General features: G+C 70.5%; 19 protein-coding genes and 1 pseudogene. 12 read left to right on the top strand and 8 right to left on the bottom strand.

Annotated features, from left to right (window positions below; translation table 11 throughout):
• Positions 1-40 precede the first annotated feature (40 nt).
• The 3 genes from ACF062_RS36310 (at position 41) to ACF062_RS36300 (ending at position 2,579) form a co-directional block, all read left to right on the top strand.
• Positions 41-262 carry a hypothetical protein gene (locus ACF062_RS36310; protein WP_392144064.1) on the top strand — a complete coding sequence of 74 codons (222 nt, stop codon included), beginning with the start codon at positions 41-43 and terminating at the stop codon, positions 260-262.
• Positions 263-305: 43 nt separating this feature from the next.
• A complete protein-coding gene (locus ACF062_RS36305; protein WP_392144063.1) occupies positions 306-1,340 on the top strand; it encodes a transcriptional regulator in 1,035 nt (344 codons plus the stop codon).
• Positions 1,341-1,475: 135 nt separating this feature from the next.
• On the top strand, positions 1,476-2,579 hold the full coding sequence (locus ACF062_RS36300; RefSeq protein WP_392144061.1) for a prephenate dehydrogenase: 1,104 nt from the start codon (positions 1,476-1,478) through the stop codon (positions 2,577-2,579).
• 82 nt (positions 2,580-2,661) lie between these two features.
• Here the strand turns inward: ACF062_RS36300 and ACF062_RS36295 are convergent, their stop codons facing one another.
• On the bottom strand, positions 2,662-3,075 hold the full coding sequence (locus ACF062_RS36295) for an ATP-binding protein (protein WP_392144059.1): 414 nt from the start codon (positions 3,073-3,075) through the stop codon (positions 2,662-2,664).
• A gap of 480 nt (positions 3,076-3,555) precedes the next feature.
• Here ACF062_RS36295 and ACF062_RS36290 point away from each other — a divergent pair, with 480 nt between their 5' ends.
• Positions 3,556-3,891 carry a MerR family transcriptional regulator gene (locus tag ACF062_RS36290; RefSeq protein WP_392144057.1) on the top strand — a complete coding sequence of 112 codons (336 nt, stop codon included), beginning with the start codon at positions 3,556-3,558 and terminating at the stop codon, positions 3,889-3,891.
• A gap of 111 nt (positions 3,892-4,002) precedes the next feature.
• Here ACF062_RS36290 and ACF062_RS36285 read toward each other — a convergent pair whose 3' ends face one another.
• The 3 genes from ACF062_RS36285 to ACF062_RS36275 all read right to left on the bottom strand — a co-directional run bounded on the left by ACF062_RS36285 (position 4,003) and on the right by ACF062_RS36275 (position 5,960).
• Complete coding sequence (locus tag ACF062_RS36285; RefSeq protein ID WP_392144055.1) at positions 4,003-4,164, bottom strand: hypothetical protein; 162 nt, start codon at positions 4,162-4,164, stop codon at positions 4,003-4,005.
• Between the two features lie 42 nt (positions 4,165-4,206).
• Complete coding sequence (locus tag ACF062_RS36280; protein ID WP_392144053.1) at positions 4,207-5,148, bottom strand: endonuclease/exonuclease/phosphatase family protein; 942 nt, start codon at positions 5,146-5,148, stop codon at positions 4,207-4,209.
• Between the two features lie 158 nt (positions 5,149-5,306).
• Positions 5,307-5,960 (bottom strand): M15 family metallopeptidase, encoded by a 654-nt coding sequence (locus ACF062_RS36275; protein WP_392144051.1) that lies wholly within the window; start codon positions 5,958-5,960, stop codon positions 5,307-5,309.
• Positions 5,961-6,046: 86 nt separating this feature from the next.
• Here ACF062_RS36275 and ACF062_RS36270 point away from each other — a divergent pair, with 86 nt between their 5' ends.
• The 4 genes from ACF062_RS36270 to ACF062_RS36255 are packed head-to-tail and all read left to right on the top strand — an operon-like array spanning position 6,047 to position 9,319.
• A complete protein-coding gene (locus ACF062_RS36270; RefSeq protein WP_392144049.1) occupies positions 6,047-6,742 on the top strand; it encodes a response regulator transcription factor in 696 nt (231 codons plus the stop codon).
• Positions 6,735-7,799, top strand: a complete 1,065-nt coding sequence (locus tag ACF062_RS36265) for a sensor histidine kinase (protein ID WP_392144047.1) — start codon at positions 6,735-6,737, stop codon at positions 7,797-7,799. Before ACF062_RS36270 ends, ACF062_RS36265 begins: the two co-directional genes overlap by 8 nt.
• Before the next feature lie 46 nt (positions 7,800-7,845).
• Positions 7,846-8,277 (top strand): NfeD family protein, encoded by a 432-nt coding sequence (locus ACF062_RS36260; RefSeq protein WP_392144045.1) that lies wholly within the window; start codon positions 7,846-7,848, stop codon positions 8,275-8,277.
• 4 nt (positions 8,278-8,281) lie between these two features.
• Positions 8,282-9,319 (top strand): SPFH domain-containing protein, encoded by a 1,038-nt coding sequence (locus tag ACF062_RS36255; protein WP_392144043.1) that lies wholly within the window; start codon positions 8,282-8,284, stop codon positions 9,317-9,319.
• 60 nt (positions 9,320-9,379) lie between these two features.
• On the opposite strand, the gene ACF062_RS36250 is transcribed toward ACF062_RS36255, so the two are convergent.
• Entirely contained in the window at positions 9,380-9,997 is a 618-nt protein-coding gene (locus ACF062_RS36250; RefSeq protein WP_392144041.1) for a LysE family translocator, read from the bottom strand.
• A 110-nt stretch (positions 9,998-10,107) separates the two neighbouring features.
• On the opposite strand from ACF062_RS36250, the gene ACF062_RS36245 reads away from it, so the two are divergent.
• Positions 10,108-10,560, top strand: a complete 453-nt coding sequence (locus tag ACF062_RS36245; RefSeq protein ID WP_356581610.1) for an Lrp/AsnC family transcriptional regulator — start codon at positions 10,108-10,110, stop codon at positions 10,558-10,560.
• 89 nt (positions 10,561-10,649) lie between these two features.
• Entirely contained in the window at positions 10,650-11,024 is a 375-nt protein-coding gene (locus ACF062_RS36240) for a VOC family protein (RefSeq protein WP_392144039.1), read from the top strand.
• 5 nt (positions 11,025-11,029) lie between these two features.
• On the opposite strand, the gene ACF062_RS36235 is transcribed toward ACF062_RS36240, so the two are convergent.
• Positions 11,030-11,731 (bottom strand): hypothetical protein, encoded by a 702-nt coding sequence (locus ACF062_RS36235; protein WP_392144037.1) that lies wholly within the window; start codon positions 11,729-11,731, stop codon positions 11,030-11,032.
• A gap of 282 nt (positions 11,732-12,013) precedes the next feature.
• Between ACF062_RS36235 and ACF062_RS36230 the strand changes: the two are divergent.
• Together ACF062_RS36230 and ACF062_RS36225 are read left to right on the top strand one after the other, a co-directional pair.
• Positions 12,014-12,277, top strand: a pseudogene (locus tag ACF062_RS36230) (DUF6191 domain-containing protein); the annotation flags it as partial.
• Between the two features lie 127 nt (positions 12,278-12,404).
• Positions 12,405-15,761, top strand: a complete 3,357-nt coding sequence (locus ACF062_RS36225) for a S8 family serine peptidase (protein ID WP_392144035.1) — start codon at positions 12,405-12,407, stop codon at positions 15,759-15,761.
• A 191-nt stretch (positions 15,762-15,952) separates the two neighbouring features.
• On the opposite strand, the gene ACF062_RS36220 is transcribed toward ACF062_RS36225, so the two are convergent.
• Together ACF062_RS36220 and ACF062_RS36215 are read right to left on the bottom strand one after the other, a co-directional pair.
• Positions 15,953-16,606: a YceI family protein gene (locus tag ACF062_RS36220; protein ID WP_392144033.1), complete on the bottom strand. Its 654-nt coding sequence runs from the start codon at positions 16,604-16,606 to the stop codon at positions 15,953-15,955.
• A gap of 210 nt (positions 16,607-16,816) precedes the next feature.
• A complete protein-coding gene (locus ACF062_RS36215) occupies positions 16,817-17,743 on the bottom strand; it encodes a cation diffusion facilitator family transporter (RefSeq protein WP_392144031.1) in 927 nt (308 codons plus the stop codon).
• Between the last annotated feature and the right edge of the window lie 28 nt (positions 17,744-17,771).

Genomic DNA, 17,771 nt, shown 5'->3' with positions numbered 1-17,771 from the left:
TGTTCATCGCAGCAAGCCCCCGAGGAGAACAGGGAAACTCATGATTCGTCAGGTCATTCTCAGCAGCGTCGCCGCCTGTGCGCTCCTCCTGGGCGCACAGACCGCCTGGGCCGCCGACGCCACCGTCGTCACCGCCGCCGATACGCAGAGAGTGCAGCCCGCCGGGACCACCGGCGAGGCCGACGACGGCAACATCGACTCCGGCTGGCAGATCCCCACCCCGATCGCCGGTGACGAGCGGGGGGACTCCGGATGGCAGTAGGACACCCGCCCCTCATCGGACGTGCCGACCAGGAAGTGTCTCCATGACTGCCGGACAGCTTGACAGACCGTGCACCCGCAGCAGCTCCGAATACCTGCTCGCGCTGCGGGACAAGAGCCTCAACGACGCAACCGTCGAACTCGCCCATCTCGACGAACTGCACGTCACCCACACCCCCCGCATGGGCGGCCTGGACACCGAATACACCCGGACCCTCGCCGAGACCGAATCGGAACTCCCCCCGATCCTCGTGCACCGTCCGACCATGCGGGTCGTCGACGGAGTCCACCGCCTGCGCGCCGCCCAGGTCAACGGACAGATGTTCATCAAGGTCCGCTACTTCGACGGCGACACGACCGATGCCGACCTCCTCGCCGTAGCCCTCAACGTCTCCCACGGCCGCCCGCTGTCCCTGGAGGACCGGACCGCCGCCGCCGAACGCATCTTCGCCTCACACCCCGAATGGTCCGACCGGGCCGTCGCCGCCGTCGCCGGACTGTCCGCCCGTAAAGTCTCCGAGATACGCCACAACGCGGCCGGCACGCTCGCGCAGCCCGACCGCAGGATCGGGCTCGACGGCCGCTCCCGGCCCGTCGACTCCACACACGGCAGAAGGCTCGCCGGCGAGCTGGTCAAGCAGAACCCCACCGCCTCACTGCGCACCATCGCCCGCCAGGCAGGCATATCGCCCGCCACCGTCGCGGACGTACGCAGCCGGGTCATGCGCGGAGAAGACCCCGTACCCTCTCGCCAGCGCGGCCACGCGGCCACCGGGGACTCCCCGCAGCAGCCGGCCTACCGGCCGCCGCAGAACCGCCCGGCCCACACCAGGTCGACAGCCGAACTCGGCTCGATCTTCGACACCTTGCGCCGCGATCCGTCGATGAGGCTCAACGAGACGGGCCGTCACATCCTGCGCATGCTGGACGCCGCCGCCTTGGTGGCCCGCGACCGCCAGCGGTACGTCGAGAGCGTCCCCGCCCACTGCAAGACCCAGATGTCTGAGCTCGTCCAAGGCTACGCCGAGATCTGGGAGATGTTCGCGCACGATCTGACGAGCGGGCCCGACGGTACCTGACCGGCCCCTGCCTCGTTGCGGCGTGCAGTGTTCCGCCGCCCGAGCGCCCAGACCGTGAGCCGCTGTTCCCACCCTCTGCCCTCCCCGGGTATCCCTCTGCGCCCGGCCGGTCGAGTCCGTGTTGTCGATGAACAGATGAGGCACACCATGTTGCGCACCGCCGTCGTCGTCGGCGCCGGTCTGATCGGCACGTCCATCGCCCTGTCCCTGTCGGCCAAAGGCGTCACCGTCTACCTGAGCGACAAGGAACCCATGGCGGCGCTGACCGCCGCCGCACTCGGGGCGGGCCGCGCCGAGGAGCCCCCCGGCCCCGTCGACCTGGCGGTCCTCGCCGTCCCGCCCGCGGACATCGCGGCCACCCTCGCCGACGCCCAGAGTCGGGGCCTCGCGCGTGCCTACACCGACGTGGCCAGCGTCAAGGCCCAGGCGCTCGACGCGATCGAAGCCGCCGGCTGCGATACCCGCACCTACCTGGGCGGGCACCCCATGGCGGGCGGGGAACGCTCCGGCCCGCTGGCCGCCCGCGCCGACCTCTTCGAGGGGCGCGTGTGGGCGCTCGTGCCGACCCCGACGACCTCCGCCGAGACCTGGCGGACGGTACGGAGCCTGCTCGACATGTGCGGCGCGACCCCGCTGGTGATGGATCCGCACGGACACGACCGGGCCGTCGCCCTCGTCTCCCACACCCCGCACCTGGTCGCCAGCCTGATGGCCGCCCGCCTGCAACACGCCACCGACGCCGAGGTGGGCCTGTCCGGTCAGGGCGTACGGGATGTCACACGCATCGCGGGAGGTGATCCGAAGCTCTGGCTGGAGATTCTCTCCGCCAACGCCGGTACCGTCGCCGACATCCTGGCCGAACTGGCCGGCGACCTGGACGACGCCATCGGAGCACTGCGCGCCCTGACCGCCCCCGATGACGATCCCATCCGCGCCACCGGCGCCACGACACTGACCGGCCTGCTGAGCCGCGGCTGCGCAGGCCACGGCCGACTGCCCCAGAAGCGCGGCGCACCCCAGGGGGCCTACGCCACCGTCTCCGTCCTGATCGGCGACCAGCCCGGCGAGCTGGCCCGTCTCTTCACCGACGTGGGCGCGGCGGGGGTCAACATCGAGGACATCTTCATCGACCACGCTCCGGGCCAGATCACCGGCCTGGTGGAGCTCCTGGTCACCACCGACGCCGCCGACCGTCTCAGGAACAGCCTCAGAGTCCCCAGCACCGTCATGGCCCACTGAACGGCATCGGCGGGGGCGGCTACTTTCAAGTCGGCCCAATGGGCGTGTAGTTCGACCGAGACCGAGATCGGCCTGATGACCTCTACCGCGCGAGACGTACGTGGATGGTCTTGCCCGGCCCGGGGCCTTGGGTGATGTCCACGCTGCGGGTGAGGCGGCGGATCATGGGCCATCCGAAGCCGCCCGTACCGCCGTTGAGGTCCGGGGTGCGTTCGCGCGGTGGGGCCGGCGCGGGGTCGCTGACGGCGACATGCACGGTGTCGGCGTCGGCGCGGAGCTCCAGGGTGAAGCGGCCTCCGCCGTGACGCAGTGCGTTGGTGGCGAGTTCCGAGACCACCAGGGCGAGGGTCTCCTCCGCCTTCGCGCTCGGGGCCGGATCGAGGCTCTGGGCGAAGGCGCGGGCCGCGTCGCGGGCGAGCGGGATGCCACAGGGGCTGTCGGCTGCCAGTAGGACAGGACGCGTGGGGGAATCGAAGTGTGTCTGCGTCTCGCTCATGCGTCGAACACCCACCTGGTCGGCTGGACCGCTGGGTCTGCCTTGTGCCCGCTGATCTCGACTTCAACCAGGCAGGCGGGCGTCGAGAGCCGGGAGTAGATTTCCGGGCCCCCGCACTGAAGGAAAACTGTACCGGCGGGAGTAGACATGGTGACTTGTCAGGGCTAGTGTTTCCCCCGTAGCCAAGAAGTCGAAGACATGCAGCAAGCAGTACGAACGGTTGAACGAAAGAGATAAGGAGCAGACGCCATCAGGATCGCCCGGGCGGAAGGAACATCCCGCCCGGGTACCGAAGGCCCCGGTAGGCACGTGGTCTCCGGTCACGCATCCGCGATCCCCCGCCGCGCTTCGTCTTCCCCCGGGCGAAGGGCAGCGAAAACAAAGGCCGACTGAGAAGAGTCGGCAGGTGGTGTCGGACAGTCGGGGCCCGGGTGCCAGTACGGCGCCCGGGCCCCTCGGCGCGTGCCAGAAGGAGGTTCCATGGACCCTGCCAGTTCCCGCCCCGTCGACCACCTCGATGACGACGACTACCCGGCGTACACCATGGGCCGGGCCGCCGACATGCTCGGCATCACGCCCGCCTTCCTCCGGGCGCTGGGCGAACACCGCCTGATCACCCCGCTGCGCTCCAAAGGCGGTCACCGCCGCTACTCCCGCTACCAGCTGCGCATCGCCGCCCGGGCCCGGGAACTCGTCGACCAGGGCACCCCCATCGAAGCCGCGTGCCGCATCATCATCCTCGAGGACCAACTCGAAGAGGCCCGCCGCATCAACGCACGGCACCGCCACCACCAGCAGCAGGACAGCTCGGCATGAGAGCGCGGCCATCGCAGGTGGGTGCGTCACTCTCCGGTCGTCGCAAGGCCCGCGCATAGACGCACGCACGGGCGACACGCTGCTACCGCGGCCTCAGGAGGCTGCCGCCCGTCATCCTCCTTGCGCCTTGATGTGCTCGACGACCGCGTCGAATTCCTTGGCCGGCGAGAAGCCGATGTACTCGCAGTCCTCGACAGCCAGGGGGGCGTGGCCGGGCGGCCAGTAAAAGGCCTGGCCCGCTTCATAGGTCTCCTCGCCATCAGGCGTGCGCATCTTCAGGCGTCCCTTGAAGAGATAGCCCCAGTGCGGGCACGGTCACCAGCTGATCCCGGCCGCCACCGGCAGGTGGTCGCTGCCCGTGGCCGGCAGCACCCACGAGCTCTCCGGTTCCACGCCGCGGACCAGGATCTGGTCGATCCGCGCCACCGGGAACTTCGCCGGCCAGCTGAAGCCGAAGCCGTCCCCGGCCTCCTCCTGGACCGAGACCAACCGCGAGGTGAGGCCGTCGAGCGCACGGTCGTCCGTGGTGCCGTTCAGGTCGCCGAGCAGCACCACCCGCTCGTTCGCCTCGGCGGCGACCGCCTCCGCGAGCGCCTTGGCGTTGCGGTCCCGGGTCCCCGTCCCGAAGCCGCTCCCGGGAAGCACGCGCACGGACCCCAGATGGGCCACGTACACCGCGAGCGGACCCCGGTCCGTGGCCACCGTGGTGCGCAGTGCCCGGACGTCTGCCAGTACGGCGCCGGCCGGTTTGGTGGTCGCCAGCGGTCCGACGTCCTGCCTGATGTCGACCGGCTCGGTGTCCGACAGCGGCAGCTTGCTCCAGAGCCCGACCGTGCCCAGCACCGTGTGGTGCGGGTACGCCTTCGCCAGGGCCTTCTCGTACAGCGGCTTCGCCTGCGCGGTGATCTCCTCCAGGGCCAGTACGTCCGCGCCGGAGGCGGCCAGGTCGCGGGCGGTGCCGACCGGGTCGGGGTTGTCCGCGCCGACATTGTGGCCGACCACGGTGAGGTCACCGGCCGGGCGGGACCTGTCGCCGAGCAGCCCGCCGAAAAGGCTCAGCCACACCACGGCCGGCAGCAGCAGCGCGACCACCGCCGAGGCGGAGCGGCGCCACAGCGCCCCGGCCAGCAGCACCGGGACGAACAGGCCGAACCACGGCAGGAACGTCTCCACCAGGCTGCCGAGGCCGCCACGGTCGGTGATCCGCGCGTGCAGCAGCATGACCAGGCCCAGCGACAGCGCCAGTACCGCGAGCACCGGTCCGCGCTTCCACGGCCCCGGCCGGAGGCCGGACGCGCACGCGCGCCGGAGGCCCGCGCGCCAGGCACCGGAGCGGCTCTCCCGACGGTCCGGCTCACGCGGGCCGGTCTCCGCCGTGTCCACCCGCACCCTCGTCTGTTCTCGCCCATCACCGGTCACTGCTGCATCCTCGGGTCCTCGGTGGGGTCGGCATAGATCCGCGGGCAGCCGTGGCCGATCGCCTCGGAGCGCAGTTCGTAGTGCCAGGGTTCGTTCTCGTAGATCTGGCACAGGCCGTGGTCCGCGCCGTGCCGGGACAGCCAAGCCGTCGCCTGCGAGCGCCCGATGTCGACCGCGTCCCCCGACACGTGAGGAGACGTCGCCGCGGTGGCCACCCATCGGGCGGCCTCGTCCTTGGACCCGTACTTGGCCACGGCCTCGCGAAGAAGCCGGTCCTGGTACGCCGGGGAACGCCAGCCACTGTTGACGGAGAACTCGACCCCGTCGTCCGCGGCGGCCTTCGCCGCCCGGCGCAGAGCCTTGAGCAGCCCCGGATCGAGCTTGGCGACGGCCGGAACCGAGTCGTCGAAGACCGTCGTGCCGTCGGGGACGACACCGTCGGCCTCGTCGGGTGCCCCACGGGGCTCGCCGGGAGACGCGTGCGGTGACGCGGACAGGGAGGCCGAAGTGGACGAGGACTTCGGCAACTGGTGGCCGAGGGCCGAGGCGATCACCACTGTGATCACCGCCGCGGCGGCCGCCAGGCCGGCCACCACGAGCCACCGGATCCGCCGGGCCGCGGTGCGCGCTGATGGGTGGGTTCGATGCATGCCATCAGCCAAGGCGGCGCCATGTTGCCGGCACGTATGCGGTTTTCGATATGCCGACGATATGCGGGGCCTCGTAGCCTCGGAGCATGCGAGTGCTGATCGTCGAGGACGAGCCCTATATGGCGGAGGCCATCCGCGACGGCCTGCGCCTGGAAGCGATCGCGGCGGACATCGCGGGCGGCGGCGAGACCGCTCTGGAGCTGCTGAGCGTCAACACCTACGACATCGCGGTCCTCGACCGCGACATCCCAGGACCGTCCGGCGACGAGATCGCCCGACGCATCGTGGCCTCAGGCAGCGGCATGCCGATCCTCATGCTCACCGCGGCCGACCGTCTCGACGACAAGGTCACCAGCTTCGAACTCGGCGCGGACGACTACCTCACAAAACCCTTCGAACTCCAAGAGCTCGTGATGAGGCTCAGGGCACTCGACCGCAGACGGGCCCACAACAGGCCTCCCGTACGGGAGATCGAGGGGCTGCGGGTGGATCCGTTCCGCAGAGAGGTGTACCGGGACGGCCGCTATGTCGCACTGACCAGGAAACAGTTCGCCGTGCTCGAAGTCCTCGCCGCGGCCGAGGGCGGTGTCGTCAGCGCCGAGGAACTCCTGGAACGCGCGTGGGACGAGAACGCCGACCCGTTCACCAACGCCGTGCGCATCACCGTCTCGGCGCTGCGCAAACGGCTCGGCGAACCCTGGATCATCGCCACGGTGCCAGGTGTCGGCTACCGCATCGACACCCCACCACGGGTCGGACGCGCGGGAGCGGACCGTGGATAGGGCGCCCGGGCTGAGCGTTCGCCTCAAACTCACCTTCAGCTACGCCGCGTTCGTCATGCTCGCCGGTGTCCTGCTGCTCGCGGCCGGGTGGGTGTTCCTGACACGTGTGACCCACGTCGGGCTCGTCTTCGAGCCCCGCTACCGTCTCCCCGTCCTGCGCGCCTTCGCTCCGATCGCAGCCGCCGTACTGGGGTTCCTGCTGGTGTTCGGCCTCCTGGGAGGGTGGCTTCTCGCCGGCCGCATGCTCGCGCCCCTGACCCGCATCACCCAAGCCACCCGCATGGCCACGAGCGAATCACTCTCCCACCGGATCCGGCTGCCCGGCCGACAGGACGAGTTCCGCGAACTCGCCGACGCCTTCGACGCGATGCTCGCCCGGCTGGAGACACACGTCGCCGACCAGCGGAGATTCGCCACCAACGCCTCGCACGAGCTGCGCACCCCGCTGGCCGTCTCGAAGACCCTTCTCGACGTGGCGCGCTCCGATCCGAACAGCGACACCCGCGCACTCATCGACCGCCTCCACGCCGTCAACACCCGGGCGATCGACCTCACCGAGGCGCTGCTCCTGCTCAGCCGCGCCGACCAGCGGTCCTTCACCCGAGAACCCGTCGATCTGTCCCTGCTCGCGGAGGAGGCCACCGAGACGCTCCTCGCCCTCGCGGAGAAGCATGGCGTCACCATAGAGACCGACGGCGAGCTCACCCCCACGATCGGATCGCCGACGCTCCTGCTGCAACTGACCACGAACCTCGTGCACAACGCGATCGTCCACAACCTCCGCGGCCAGGGCACCGTGTGGGTCAAGACCGCCGCCCGCCCCAAGACCGTGGTGCTCACCGTCGAGAACACCGGCGAGCCGGTCACCGCGGAGCTGGCCTCGACACTCACCGAACCGTTCCGGCGCGGCGCCGAACGCGTACACACCGATCACGCGGGCGTCGGCCTCGGCCTGGCCATCGTCAAGACCATCACCGAGGCTCACGACGGCACCCTCACCCTCACCCCGCGCCCGGCCGGCGGCCTCCACATCACCGTGGAGCTCCCTGTAAAATAGGGGCAAAATACGTAAGCGAGCGCTTTGCGGCCGAAAGAGGTACGCAATGGATCTATGGCTGCTCTGGCTGATCGTCGCGGCCGTGCTGGCCGTGGCCGAGATCTTCACCCTCACCGCCGCGCTCGGCATGCTGAGCGTCGCCGCACTGGTCACGGCGGTGGGCGCCGCGATCGGACTCCCGCTTCCCTTCCAGCTCCTGGTGTTCGCCGTCGTCGCCACCATCACTCTGCTCTTCGTACGCCCCCTCGCGGTACGGCACGTGCTCCAGCCCCAGGCGGCGCGCTTCGGCATAGACGCCCTGGTCGGCAGGGCCGCCTACGTCGTCTCCGAGGTGTCGGGACTGGGCGGCAGGGTGCGGATCGACGGTGAGGAGTGGACCGCTCGCGCCTACGACGAGACGCTGGTGATTCCTCCGGGAAAGACCGTGGACGTCGTAGAGATCAGCGGGACCACCGCGTTCGTCTACCCCCGGGACTGAGATCATGGAAGTCTCCGCGTTTCTTGTTGCCGGCCTGATCATCGCGCTGATCGCGCTCTTCACCGTGGTACGGGCGGTGCGCATCGTCCCCCAGGCGCGCGCCCGCAACGTCGAGCGCCTCGGCCGTTATCACCGCACTCTGAATCCCGGCCTCAACCTCGTCATCCCTTACATCGACCGCGTCCACCCGGTGATCGACCTGCGGGAGCAGGTCGTCTCCTTCAAGCCGCAGCCGGTGATCACCGAGGACAACCTGGTCGTCGAGATCGACACCGTCCTGTACTTCCAGGTCACCGACCCGCGAGCCGCCTTCTACGAGATCGCGAACTTCCTCCAGGCCGTCGAGCAGCTGACCGTCACCACCTTGCGCAACGTCGTGGGCTCCATGGATCTGGAGAAGACGCTCACCTCGCGGGACACCATCAACAGCCAGCTCCGCGGCGTCCTGGACGAAGCCACCGGCAAGTGGGGACTGCGCGTCAACCGGGTGGAGATCAAGGCCATCGACCCGCCGCAGACCATCAAGGACGCGATGCAGAAGCAGATGCGGGCCGAACGGGACAAGCGGGCCGCGATCCTCGGGGCCGAGGGGCAGCGCCAGTCGCAGATCCTCACCGCCGAGGGCGACAAGCAGGCCGCCGTCCTGCGCGCGGAGGGCAACCGCACCGCCGCCATCCTCCAGGCCGAGGGCCAGTCGCGGGCCATCGACGAGGTGTTCCAGGCGGTGCACCGCAACGACCCCGACCCGAAGCTGCTCGCCTACCAGTACCTCCAGGCCCTTCCTCAGCTCGCGCAAGGTACGGGGAACAACTTCTGGGTGATCCCCAGCGAGATCACCTCCGCGTTCCAGGGCGTGGCCCGGGCCTTCAAGGAGGACCTGCCCAGGTCACCGGCCACCCGCGAGAAGCCCGCCGACGACATGGCCGCCCGGGCCGCCGACGACACGGCGCAGGCCGCGGAAGCGGCTGCCGAGGCCGTCGCCGACGCGGCCAAGGCCGATGGCACGGCTACCGGCGCGCTCCCGCCCGAGCCGCCTCGCTGACGCGCAGCCCGACGTGGGTGATCCCCGGCGGGCCGTGCCGTCCGGCATCCGTCGCTCCGGTCAGCCGGCCAGGCTTTCCGCCAGCAGGAGCCCGCCGATGACCATCATCATCGCGCCGGAGGCCCGGCTGACGGCCCGGGCCGCCGATGGCCGGGTCTTCAGTACGGTGCGGGCGAGCACGCCGACGGCGAGGTAGACGACGGCGCACGCGGTCAGGTGCACCGTGCTCAGCAGCCCGGTCTGCGCGGCGACCGGCCAGCCCGTGGCAGGGTCGAGGAACTGCGGGAACAGCGAGAAGTACAGCAGTAGCGCCTTGGGGTTCAGGCCGCTGATACTCGCGCCCCTGAGCACGGTCTGCGTGCGCGAGGCGCTCACCGTCCCCCCGGCGGTCGCTGGAGCGGCCGGCTGTCGCAGCACGCCCCAACCCAGCCACAGCAGATATCCGGCGCCGGCGACGGTGAGCGTCGTGAGGACGGCCGGCGAATTCGCCACGATCACCGCCAGGCCCGCGACGGCCAGGAGCGCGTACGCCGCGTGTCCAGTGATCAGCCCCGCGACCGCGGGGACGACCGAACGGTCCCGCAGGCCCGCCGAGATCGCATAGGCCCAGTCCGCGCCGGGCGTGAACACCAGCAGAAGATCCACTGCCACGAAGGCTGCCAGTGTCGTCGCGTCCATGGGTCGTTCCCTCTCACGTGCCGTGTACGCGAGGAAGGTTAGGCCGGATCCGCCAGAAGGTGTTCCCTCATTTACCCCATGATCGCGCGTGGTGAGGGAGAATCTTCTCCATGGATGCCCTGGACCGGAAGATTCTTACCGAGCTACAGCTCGACGGCCGTCTCACCGTCACCGAACTCGCCGCCCGTGTGCGGCTCAGCGTGTCGCCCTGCCACCGCCGCCTGCGCGACCTGGAACGCGAGGGCGCCATCCGCGGCTACCGCGCGATCGTGGACCCGGCCGCCGTGGGCCTCAGCTTCGAGGCGCTCGTCTTCGCCACCCTGCGCTGGGAAGACGCCGACACCGTCACGACCTTCGAAGAGGCGGTGGCGGCTGTCCCGCATGTCCTCCAGGCGCAGCGCCTGTTCGGCGAACCCGACTACCTCCTGCGCGTCGCCACCACCGACCTGGCCGCCTTCCAGCGGCTCTACGACCAGCAACTCGCCCGGCTGCCGGGCGTCCAGCGTCTGACGTCCACCCTCGTCATGAAGAACGTCGTCCACGACCGCCCCCTGCCCGAGTAGGTGCTCGCGCATGGCGGCCGGGGTGGCGGGTACGACCCCTCCCGTACGGAGTGCCGCGGAAGCGGCCGAAGAGCGAGGGGTTGTCGGAAGTGATTCGAAAGCTACAGGCGGTCGCGCTGGACTGCGCCGATGCGGTGCAGCTCGCCGAGTTCTACGCGAATCTGCTCGGCGGCAAGGTGGTCGCGGACCCTGGGGACACCGACTGGGTCGAAGTGCACGGGTTCGAGGGGACGCCGCTGGCCTGCCAGCGGGTGGACGGCTATCGACCGCCCGAATGGCCGGGCCAGGACCGTCCGCAACAGCTCCACCTGGACTTCGACGTGGACGACCTCGACGGTGAGGAGCAGCGGGCGCTCGCCCTCGGCGCGACCGTGCTGGAGCGGACGGATCAGGTCCAGCCGGGTGCCAACTGGCGGGTCTACGCGGACCCGGCCGGCCATCCGTTCTGCCTCTGCTTCCACTGAGTCCGCTATGAGCCCGGCGGCAGCAGTTCGCGGGTCAGGGTGAAGGCCGCCGTGGCCGTGGACAGCAGGGTGTTGATCCTGCCGAGGACGCGGGCCGTCCTGTCGGCATCCTGGGAGTCGACGGCCGCGGCCAGGTCATCGGCGTACTCCCGCGCCCGTACCGCCTCGTCGGGCGTCGCGGATTCCGCGTCCGTACGGAGGGCCTCCGTCAGCCGTTGGTGGGGGATGTCGGGTGTGTTGGTCCGGTTGCCGTAGCCGCCGTGGGCCAGCGCGTGGGGGCTGTTGACGTTCGCCACCACGAAGCCGCCGGATGCGGACGAGATGTGCACTCCTTCGCCTCCTGTCCAGATGAACTTGCTCTCGTAGTCGGCCCAGCCCTTGCGCGTCACGCAGTAGCCGCCGAACCGCCAGCCCTTGACCTTGATCAGCTTGTGTTTAAGCGGCTCGGCCAGGATGCGCATGACGTCCGCCCGGTTCCAGCCCCGCTCGGCGAAGTAGTCCGTCATCCTCACGTGCACGCCCGGGTTCGCGGCTCGCCGGCATATCTCGCGGAACGCCTGCCCCTGGAACGCCTCCAGTTGGCCGGGGACGAGCGTCGGTGCCGGCAGATGCCGCCGGTGGGCGACGTCTCGGATCCATACGAAGAGTGTGTAGACCGACCAGCAGAGCAAGGCGATCAGCACGACGGGCGCGAGAACGGGCTCCATGCTCACCAACCTCCCCTGTGGCGCCCCCAAGTCGGCTCATGATAGGGGGAGTTGGCTGGCAGGGGCGAGGTGTGGGACCGGCCCGGCACTTGTGCTCCGCCGCGCGGTGGAGCACCGTGGCCGCGCCTCCGCCGCATGGGGGAAGCGGATCATGCGCCGGTCTGATTCCCGCGCGCCGCGGACCCGGAACAGTGATCCCATGGCAATCAGCGAGACGAGCCCCGAGAGCGACAGGAACCTTGGCCCCGTGAGCTCCGCGAGGCGGTCGTGACGATCTGGCTCATGTCGTTCCCGGCCTTCGCGTGTCTGCTGGCCTTCTTCGCCCTGATGGAGAGCGCGTGGCGATGGTTCACGGGGCTGGGCATGATCCCCTGGCTGCGCAGGCGCACGGGGCGGTCCTTGTCGAACATCGCCTTCGATGAATTCACGGCGGTCGTGAACGGCAACAAGACGGTGGAAATCGAGCAGCGGCGGGTGGAGTTGCTGCGGCGGGACGACGAGAGCGACGGTGCGCCGCCCCGCTCCAGCATCGACCTGACCCAGGGAACGGCGTTCATCGTCGTACGCCCTGGAGAATCCCAGGAACATCTTCCGGACCCCGAGAACCGAACGCCGCCAAGATCGCGTGTTACGGACGACCACATCAAGCACGTTCAAAGGACAGGCAAACCGGGTGGCAGTCATATCGAGGGTGGGGGCGGCGGCGATAGCCGCCGTGGTGTCAGGGGCACTGGTCGTGGGGGCGGCCGCGGCCGACTCCGGCGAGGGGGCGGACCGCACCGCGGGGACGCGTACCGGCGGGGAGACCAAGGCCGGTCACGGGGCGCGGGGCGGGAAGACGACGACCGTCACGTTGATCACCGGTGACCGGGTGGTCATCCGGGCGGCGGGCAAGCAGGTCGCCCGGCTGATCCGCGGCAAGGGCCGCGAGGACGTCGCGATCACGGTGCGGCGCGAGGCCGGGCACACGTACGTCATACCGCAGGACGCCCAGCCGCTGATCAACGCGGGCACGCTGGACCGGCGGCTCTTCGACGTCACGCGGCTCGTCAGGGACAAGTACGACGACGCCCACCGCACGTCGCTGCCGCTGATCGTCGAGTACCGGCAGGGCGTCCGCGCCAACGGCCGCCCGGGCGCAGACGACACCTTCAAGGGCCTGGCCCGCGACCGCCGTGCGCTGCCCGCCATCGGCGGCGAGGCGTTCGACGCGCCCAAGTCCGGTGCGCGGGACCTCTGGTCGGAGCTCACCGCCGGGACGGGCGGCCGCACGAACGCCCGCACCACCGCGGCCCGGGCCGTCGCGCACGTCTGGCTGGACGCCAAGGTCCGCCCCGCCCTCGACAAGAGCGTGCCGCAGATCGGCGCCCCCACCATGTGGAAGGCCGGATACACCGGCAAGGGCGTCAAGGTCGCCGTCCTGGACACCGGAGTCGACCAGACGCACCCGGACCTGAAGAACGTCGAGGTCACCGAGAAGAACTTCACCGACTCCGCACCCGACGCCAAGGACCGCATGGGCCACGGCACGCACGTCGCCTCGACCCTCGCGGGCTCCGGGGCCAAGTCGGGCGGCAAGTACAAGGGCGTGGCGCCCGACGTACAGCTCCTGGACGGCAAGGTCATATCCGAAGTCGAGGGGACCGGCACCGAGTCCAGCATCACCGCCGGCATGCAGTGGGCGGTCGACAACGGCGCGAAGGTCGTCAACCTGAGCCTCGGCAGCCTCGACTCACCGGGCACCGACGCGATGGAGGCGGCCATCGCGCGCCTCTCCGGCAAGGCCCTCTTCGTCATCGCGGCGGGCAACGACGGCCCCGAGTCCGGCACGTTGAACTCGCCCGGCAGCGCCCCCGCCGCCCTGACCGTCGGCTCCGTCGACAAGCAGGACAACATCGCGGAGACCTCCAGCCGCGGCCCGCAGGCCGACGGCGTCACCAAGCCCGACCTCACCGCGCCCGGCGACGACATCACGGCCGCGCGCTCCACGCTGACGCCCGACGACACCGGGAACGACGCCTACGTCTCCATGTCGGGCACCTCGATGGCGACCCCGCACGTGGCCGGTTCCGCCGCCCTGCTCCTCCAGCAGCACCCGAAGTGGACAGGACCGCAGCTCAAGGCCGCGCTGACCGGCTCCGCCGAACCCGACCCGACGCTCAACGCCCACCAGCAGGGCGCGGGCCGCGTCGACCTGACGCGCGCCGTCACCGCGTCCGTCGTCCCGGAACCGGGCACGGTCGCCTTCGGTACGCAGGCCTGGCCGCACACAGACGACAAGCCGGTCGCCAAGACCGTCACCTACCGCAACCTCGGCGCCGAGCCCGTCACCCTCACGCTCTCCGCGGGCTCCGTGGACCCGAAGGGCCGCCCGGGCCCGGCAGGCATGTACACCGTCAAGGACACGAAGCTCACCGTCCCGGCGGGCGGCACCGCCAAGACCACCGTCACCGCCGACACCAAGTCCGGCACCGCGGACGGCATCTACGGCGGGACGCTGCTGGCCACCGGGGGCGGCCAGGAGGTGCGCACCGGCCTCGTCGTCGACCGTGAGGTCGAGTCGTACGACCTCACGCTGAAGCACCTCGACGTCAACGGCAAGGACTCGTCCAACTACACCACCACGCTCACCGACCGCGCGCAGCGGAAGATCGAGGTCCCCTTCCGTGAGGGCCCGGTGACCGTGCGGGTGCCCAAGGGCACGTACGCACTGGAGAGTTCCGTCTACGGCCCGACCAAGAGCTTCGCGGTCTTCGTCCAGCCGAAGCTGAAGGTCGGCGCGGAGACGACGCTCACGCTGGACTCCCGCAAGGCCAAGCCGGTCGCCGTCACCACCCCGGACGCCGGCGCGCGTCTCACGGAGTCGAACATCAGCTACGACGACACGACCCTCGCGATCGCGAGCAGCTGGAGCTTCGGCGGCGGCACCGTCATGCGCACCCTCGGCCTCGGCCCGGACTCGCCCACCCTGAACGCGCAGTACAACGGCCACTGGAAGGCCTCGGGCACGGCGTCGGACAAGGTCGACTACCGGCTGGCCTTCAGCCGCACCGGCAACTGGTTCTCGGGCCTGAAGCATGCGACCACCAAGGCCGAGCTGGCCGAGGTGAAGTACGGCGTCGGCGCCTCCGCCGCGGGCCGCAAGGGCAGGCTCTCCGCCACGCCGATCGGCACCAGCGGCTACAACCCGCCCCTCGTGCCGGTGACCTCGCTGAAGCTCCCGGCCTCCGGGACGAGTTACCTCAACACCAAGGACCTCCGCTGGACCTGGTCCATGGCGCAGCTCGACGACGCGGGGGAGTCGCGCATCGACTACGGCGCGAACGAGATCGCGTACAAGGCGGGCAAGCGCTACACGCTGAACTTCAACACCGGCGTCGTCGGCCCCGACCTCAAGGCCGACGACCGGCAGGGCGCACGCCGCGCGGGCAACGCCATGGACGCGTACGTCCAGCTCTTCAGCGACGGCGCGGGCCACGCGGGCGACTCCGCGACGACCGGCGGCTTCACCCGCCTGGAGTCGGGCGGCCGCACCCTCGCGGAGGGCGGCCCGGGCGCGGTGTACGCCGAACTCCCGGCCGCCTCCGCCCCGTACCGCCTGACCATGGAGGCCACCCGCTCGGCGAGGGACACCACGACCAGCACCAAGGTCGCCGCGGCCTGGACGTTCACGTCGGCCGAGACCCCCGAGGAAGAGCCCTCCGAGCTGCCGTTGTCCACCGTCCGCCTCGCCCCGAAGCTGGCCCTGAACGGCACGGCCCCGGCGGGCGGCACGCTGACGGTGCCGTTGAAGGTGGCGGGCGCGGCAGCCGGCACCGGCAAGATCGCCACGCTGACGGTCAAGGTGTCCTACGACGGCGGCAGCACCTGGAAGACGGCCCCCGTCACGACCGACACCAAGGGTGCGCGCACGGCGAAGGTGAAGCACCCGGCGACGGCCAAGGCCGTGTCGTACCGCGTGTACCTGAAGGACACGTCCGGCAACACCGTGACCGAGACGATCACAAACGCGTACCGCCTCGCCCCGTGACGTGCCATACGCGCCCTACCCGCCGGCCCCGGCACTCCCGCTCCCGGTGGCCGGGGCCGCTGAGCGGGTCGGCGCGCTGCTCCTTGCCCTCCTTGAGCACATAGAGGTGCCGTGGCCGGGCGTCCAGTCGCGGGGGACGAGGAAGACGCGGTCTCACTCGCCCCGCTGGAGATCGTCGTAGGAGGGGGCGTCTACGACAGGGGTGTGGTCCGGATGGCGGAGATGTCGAACTGCAGCCGGACCTTCTCGCTCACCATCGTGCCGCCCGCCTCCAGGCGCTGGTTGTAGACCAGGCCCCACGCGGTGCGGTCTATGGTGGTGGTGCCGTCGAAACCGGCCCGCTCGTACCCGAACGGGTCCACGACCGAACCGAGGTAGTCGAGTTGCAGCTCGACGGGCCGGGTGACGTCGCGAATGGTCAGATCCCCCGCCATGCGGAAGGTCTCCCCGCCCTCGTGGACCGTGGAGGTGCTGCGGAACACCATCTCCGGGTAGCGGCTCGCGTCGAAGAAGTCGCGGCCCACGAGGTGCGCGTCCCGCTGTTCCACGCCCGTGTCGACACTGGCGACCCGGATGGTGATCTCGGCCCGCGACGCGGAGGGCCGCGCACCGTCGAAGTACAGCGTGCTGTCGTAGTCACCGAAGGCGCCCCGCACGGTCGTGACCATCGCGTGCCGCACCGAGAACCCGATGCGGCTGTGCGGGCGGTCGATGGTCCACTGCCCGGTCAGCGCGCGAAGCGCCGGGTCGAGCCCGGCATCGCCGGCCGCCGGAAAGGGCGTACCGCGGCCCCCGGCGGGCGCCGGGTCGAGGGTGGCGGTCTGGCGACGGCTGAAGATGCCCATGGTGTCGTCGTCTCCTTCGGTTCTGATCACCCCGTGCTATCACGCCACCGTCAGGCGCTCCCCGGTGAGATGGGCGGTCTCGTCCGGCTTCCATGGAGCTGCCCGCAAAGATGCACAGGATCGCCACGGGGTGGACGCACCCTTGGCTGACGCGGAGTCACACCTGGTCACGGGCCGCCGGGGCGTCGGCGGCCCCAGGTACGTCGGCCGTCACAGGTGCAGCGCCCCGCCCTCCTCCGTATGGCCCCGGGGCTCCAGTTGCAGCGTCGAGTGCGCCACGTCGAAGTGGCCGGCGACGCACCGCTGGAGGCGGGTGAGCAGTGCGCCGTATCCGGCCGCGAGGGCGGCATCCGTGACCACCACGTGGGCGGTGAGTACCGGCATGCCCGACGTCACGGTCCAGCCGTGCAGGTCGTGCACGGCGACGACGCCCGGCTCCGCCAGGAGATGGCGCCGGACCTCCCCGAGGTCGACGTCCTGCGGGGTCGCCTCCAGGAGGACGTGGACGGAGTCCCGCAGGAGGCCGTACGCGCGCGGCACGATCAGCAGGCCGATGACGATCGACGCGATCGGGTCGGCGGCCTGCCACCCCGTCAGCAGGATGACCAGGCCGCCCACGATCACGGCGACCGAGCCGAGCGCGTCCCCGAGGACCTCCAGGTAGGCGCCGCGCAGGTTGAGGCTCTTCTCCTTGGCGTCCCGCAGCAGCCACAGGCCCACGAGGTTGGCGAGGAGCCCACCGACCGCGACCGCGAACATCAGGCCGCCCTTGACCTCCACCGGCTCGCTGAGGCGGCCGATCGCCGACCACAGGACCCAGACGAAGATCGCGACGAGGAAGAGCGCGTTCAGAACCGCCGAGAAGATCTCCACCCGGTAGAAGCCGAACGTGCGCCGCGGCGTCGGCGCACGCTGGGCGAGGGTGATGGCGCCGAGCGCGAGGGAGACGCCGACCGCGTCGGTGAGGCTGTGCGCGGCGTCGGCGAGGAGCGCGAGACTGCCGGACAGGAGCGCGCCGACCACCTGGATGGCGGTGATGGCGCCGCTGATGCAGATGGTCCACAGCAGCCGGTTCCGGTACGTCCCGCTGAGCGTGCCGCCCGTCGCCGCGGAGGACGGGCCGTGGTCGTGCCCCATGCCCGCGAGTGGATCATGGCCGACCGCG

The sequence above is a fragment of the Streptomyces sp. NPDC015345 genome (genome assembly GCF_043078805.1).
GTDB lineage: Bacteria > Actinomycetota > Actinomycetes > Streptomycetales > Streptomycetaceae > Streptomyces.
Note: the sequence above shows the minus strand (reverse complement) of the source record. Positions and strands in the feature narration are given on the sequence as shown.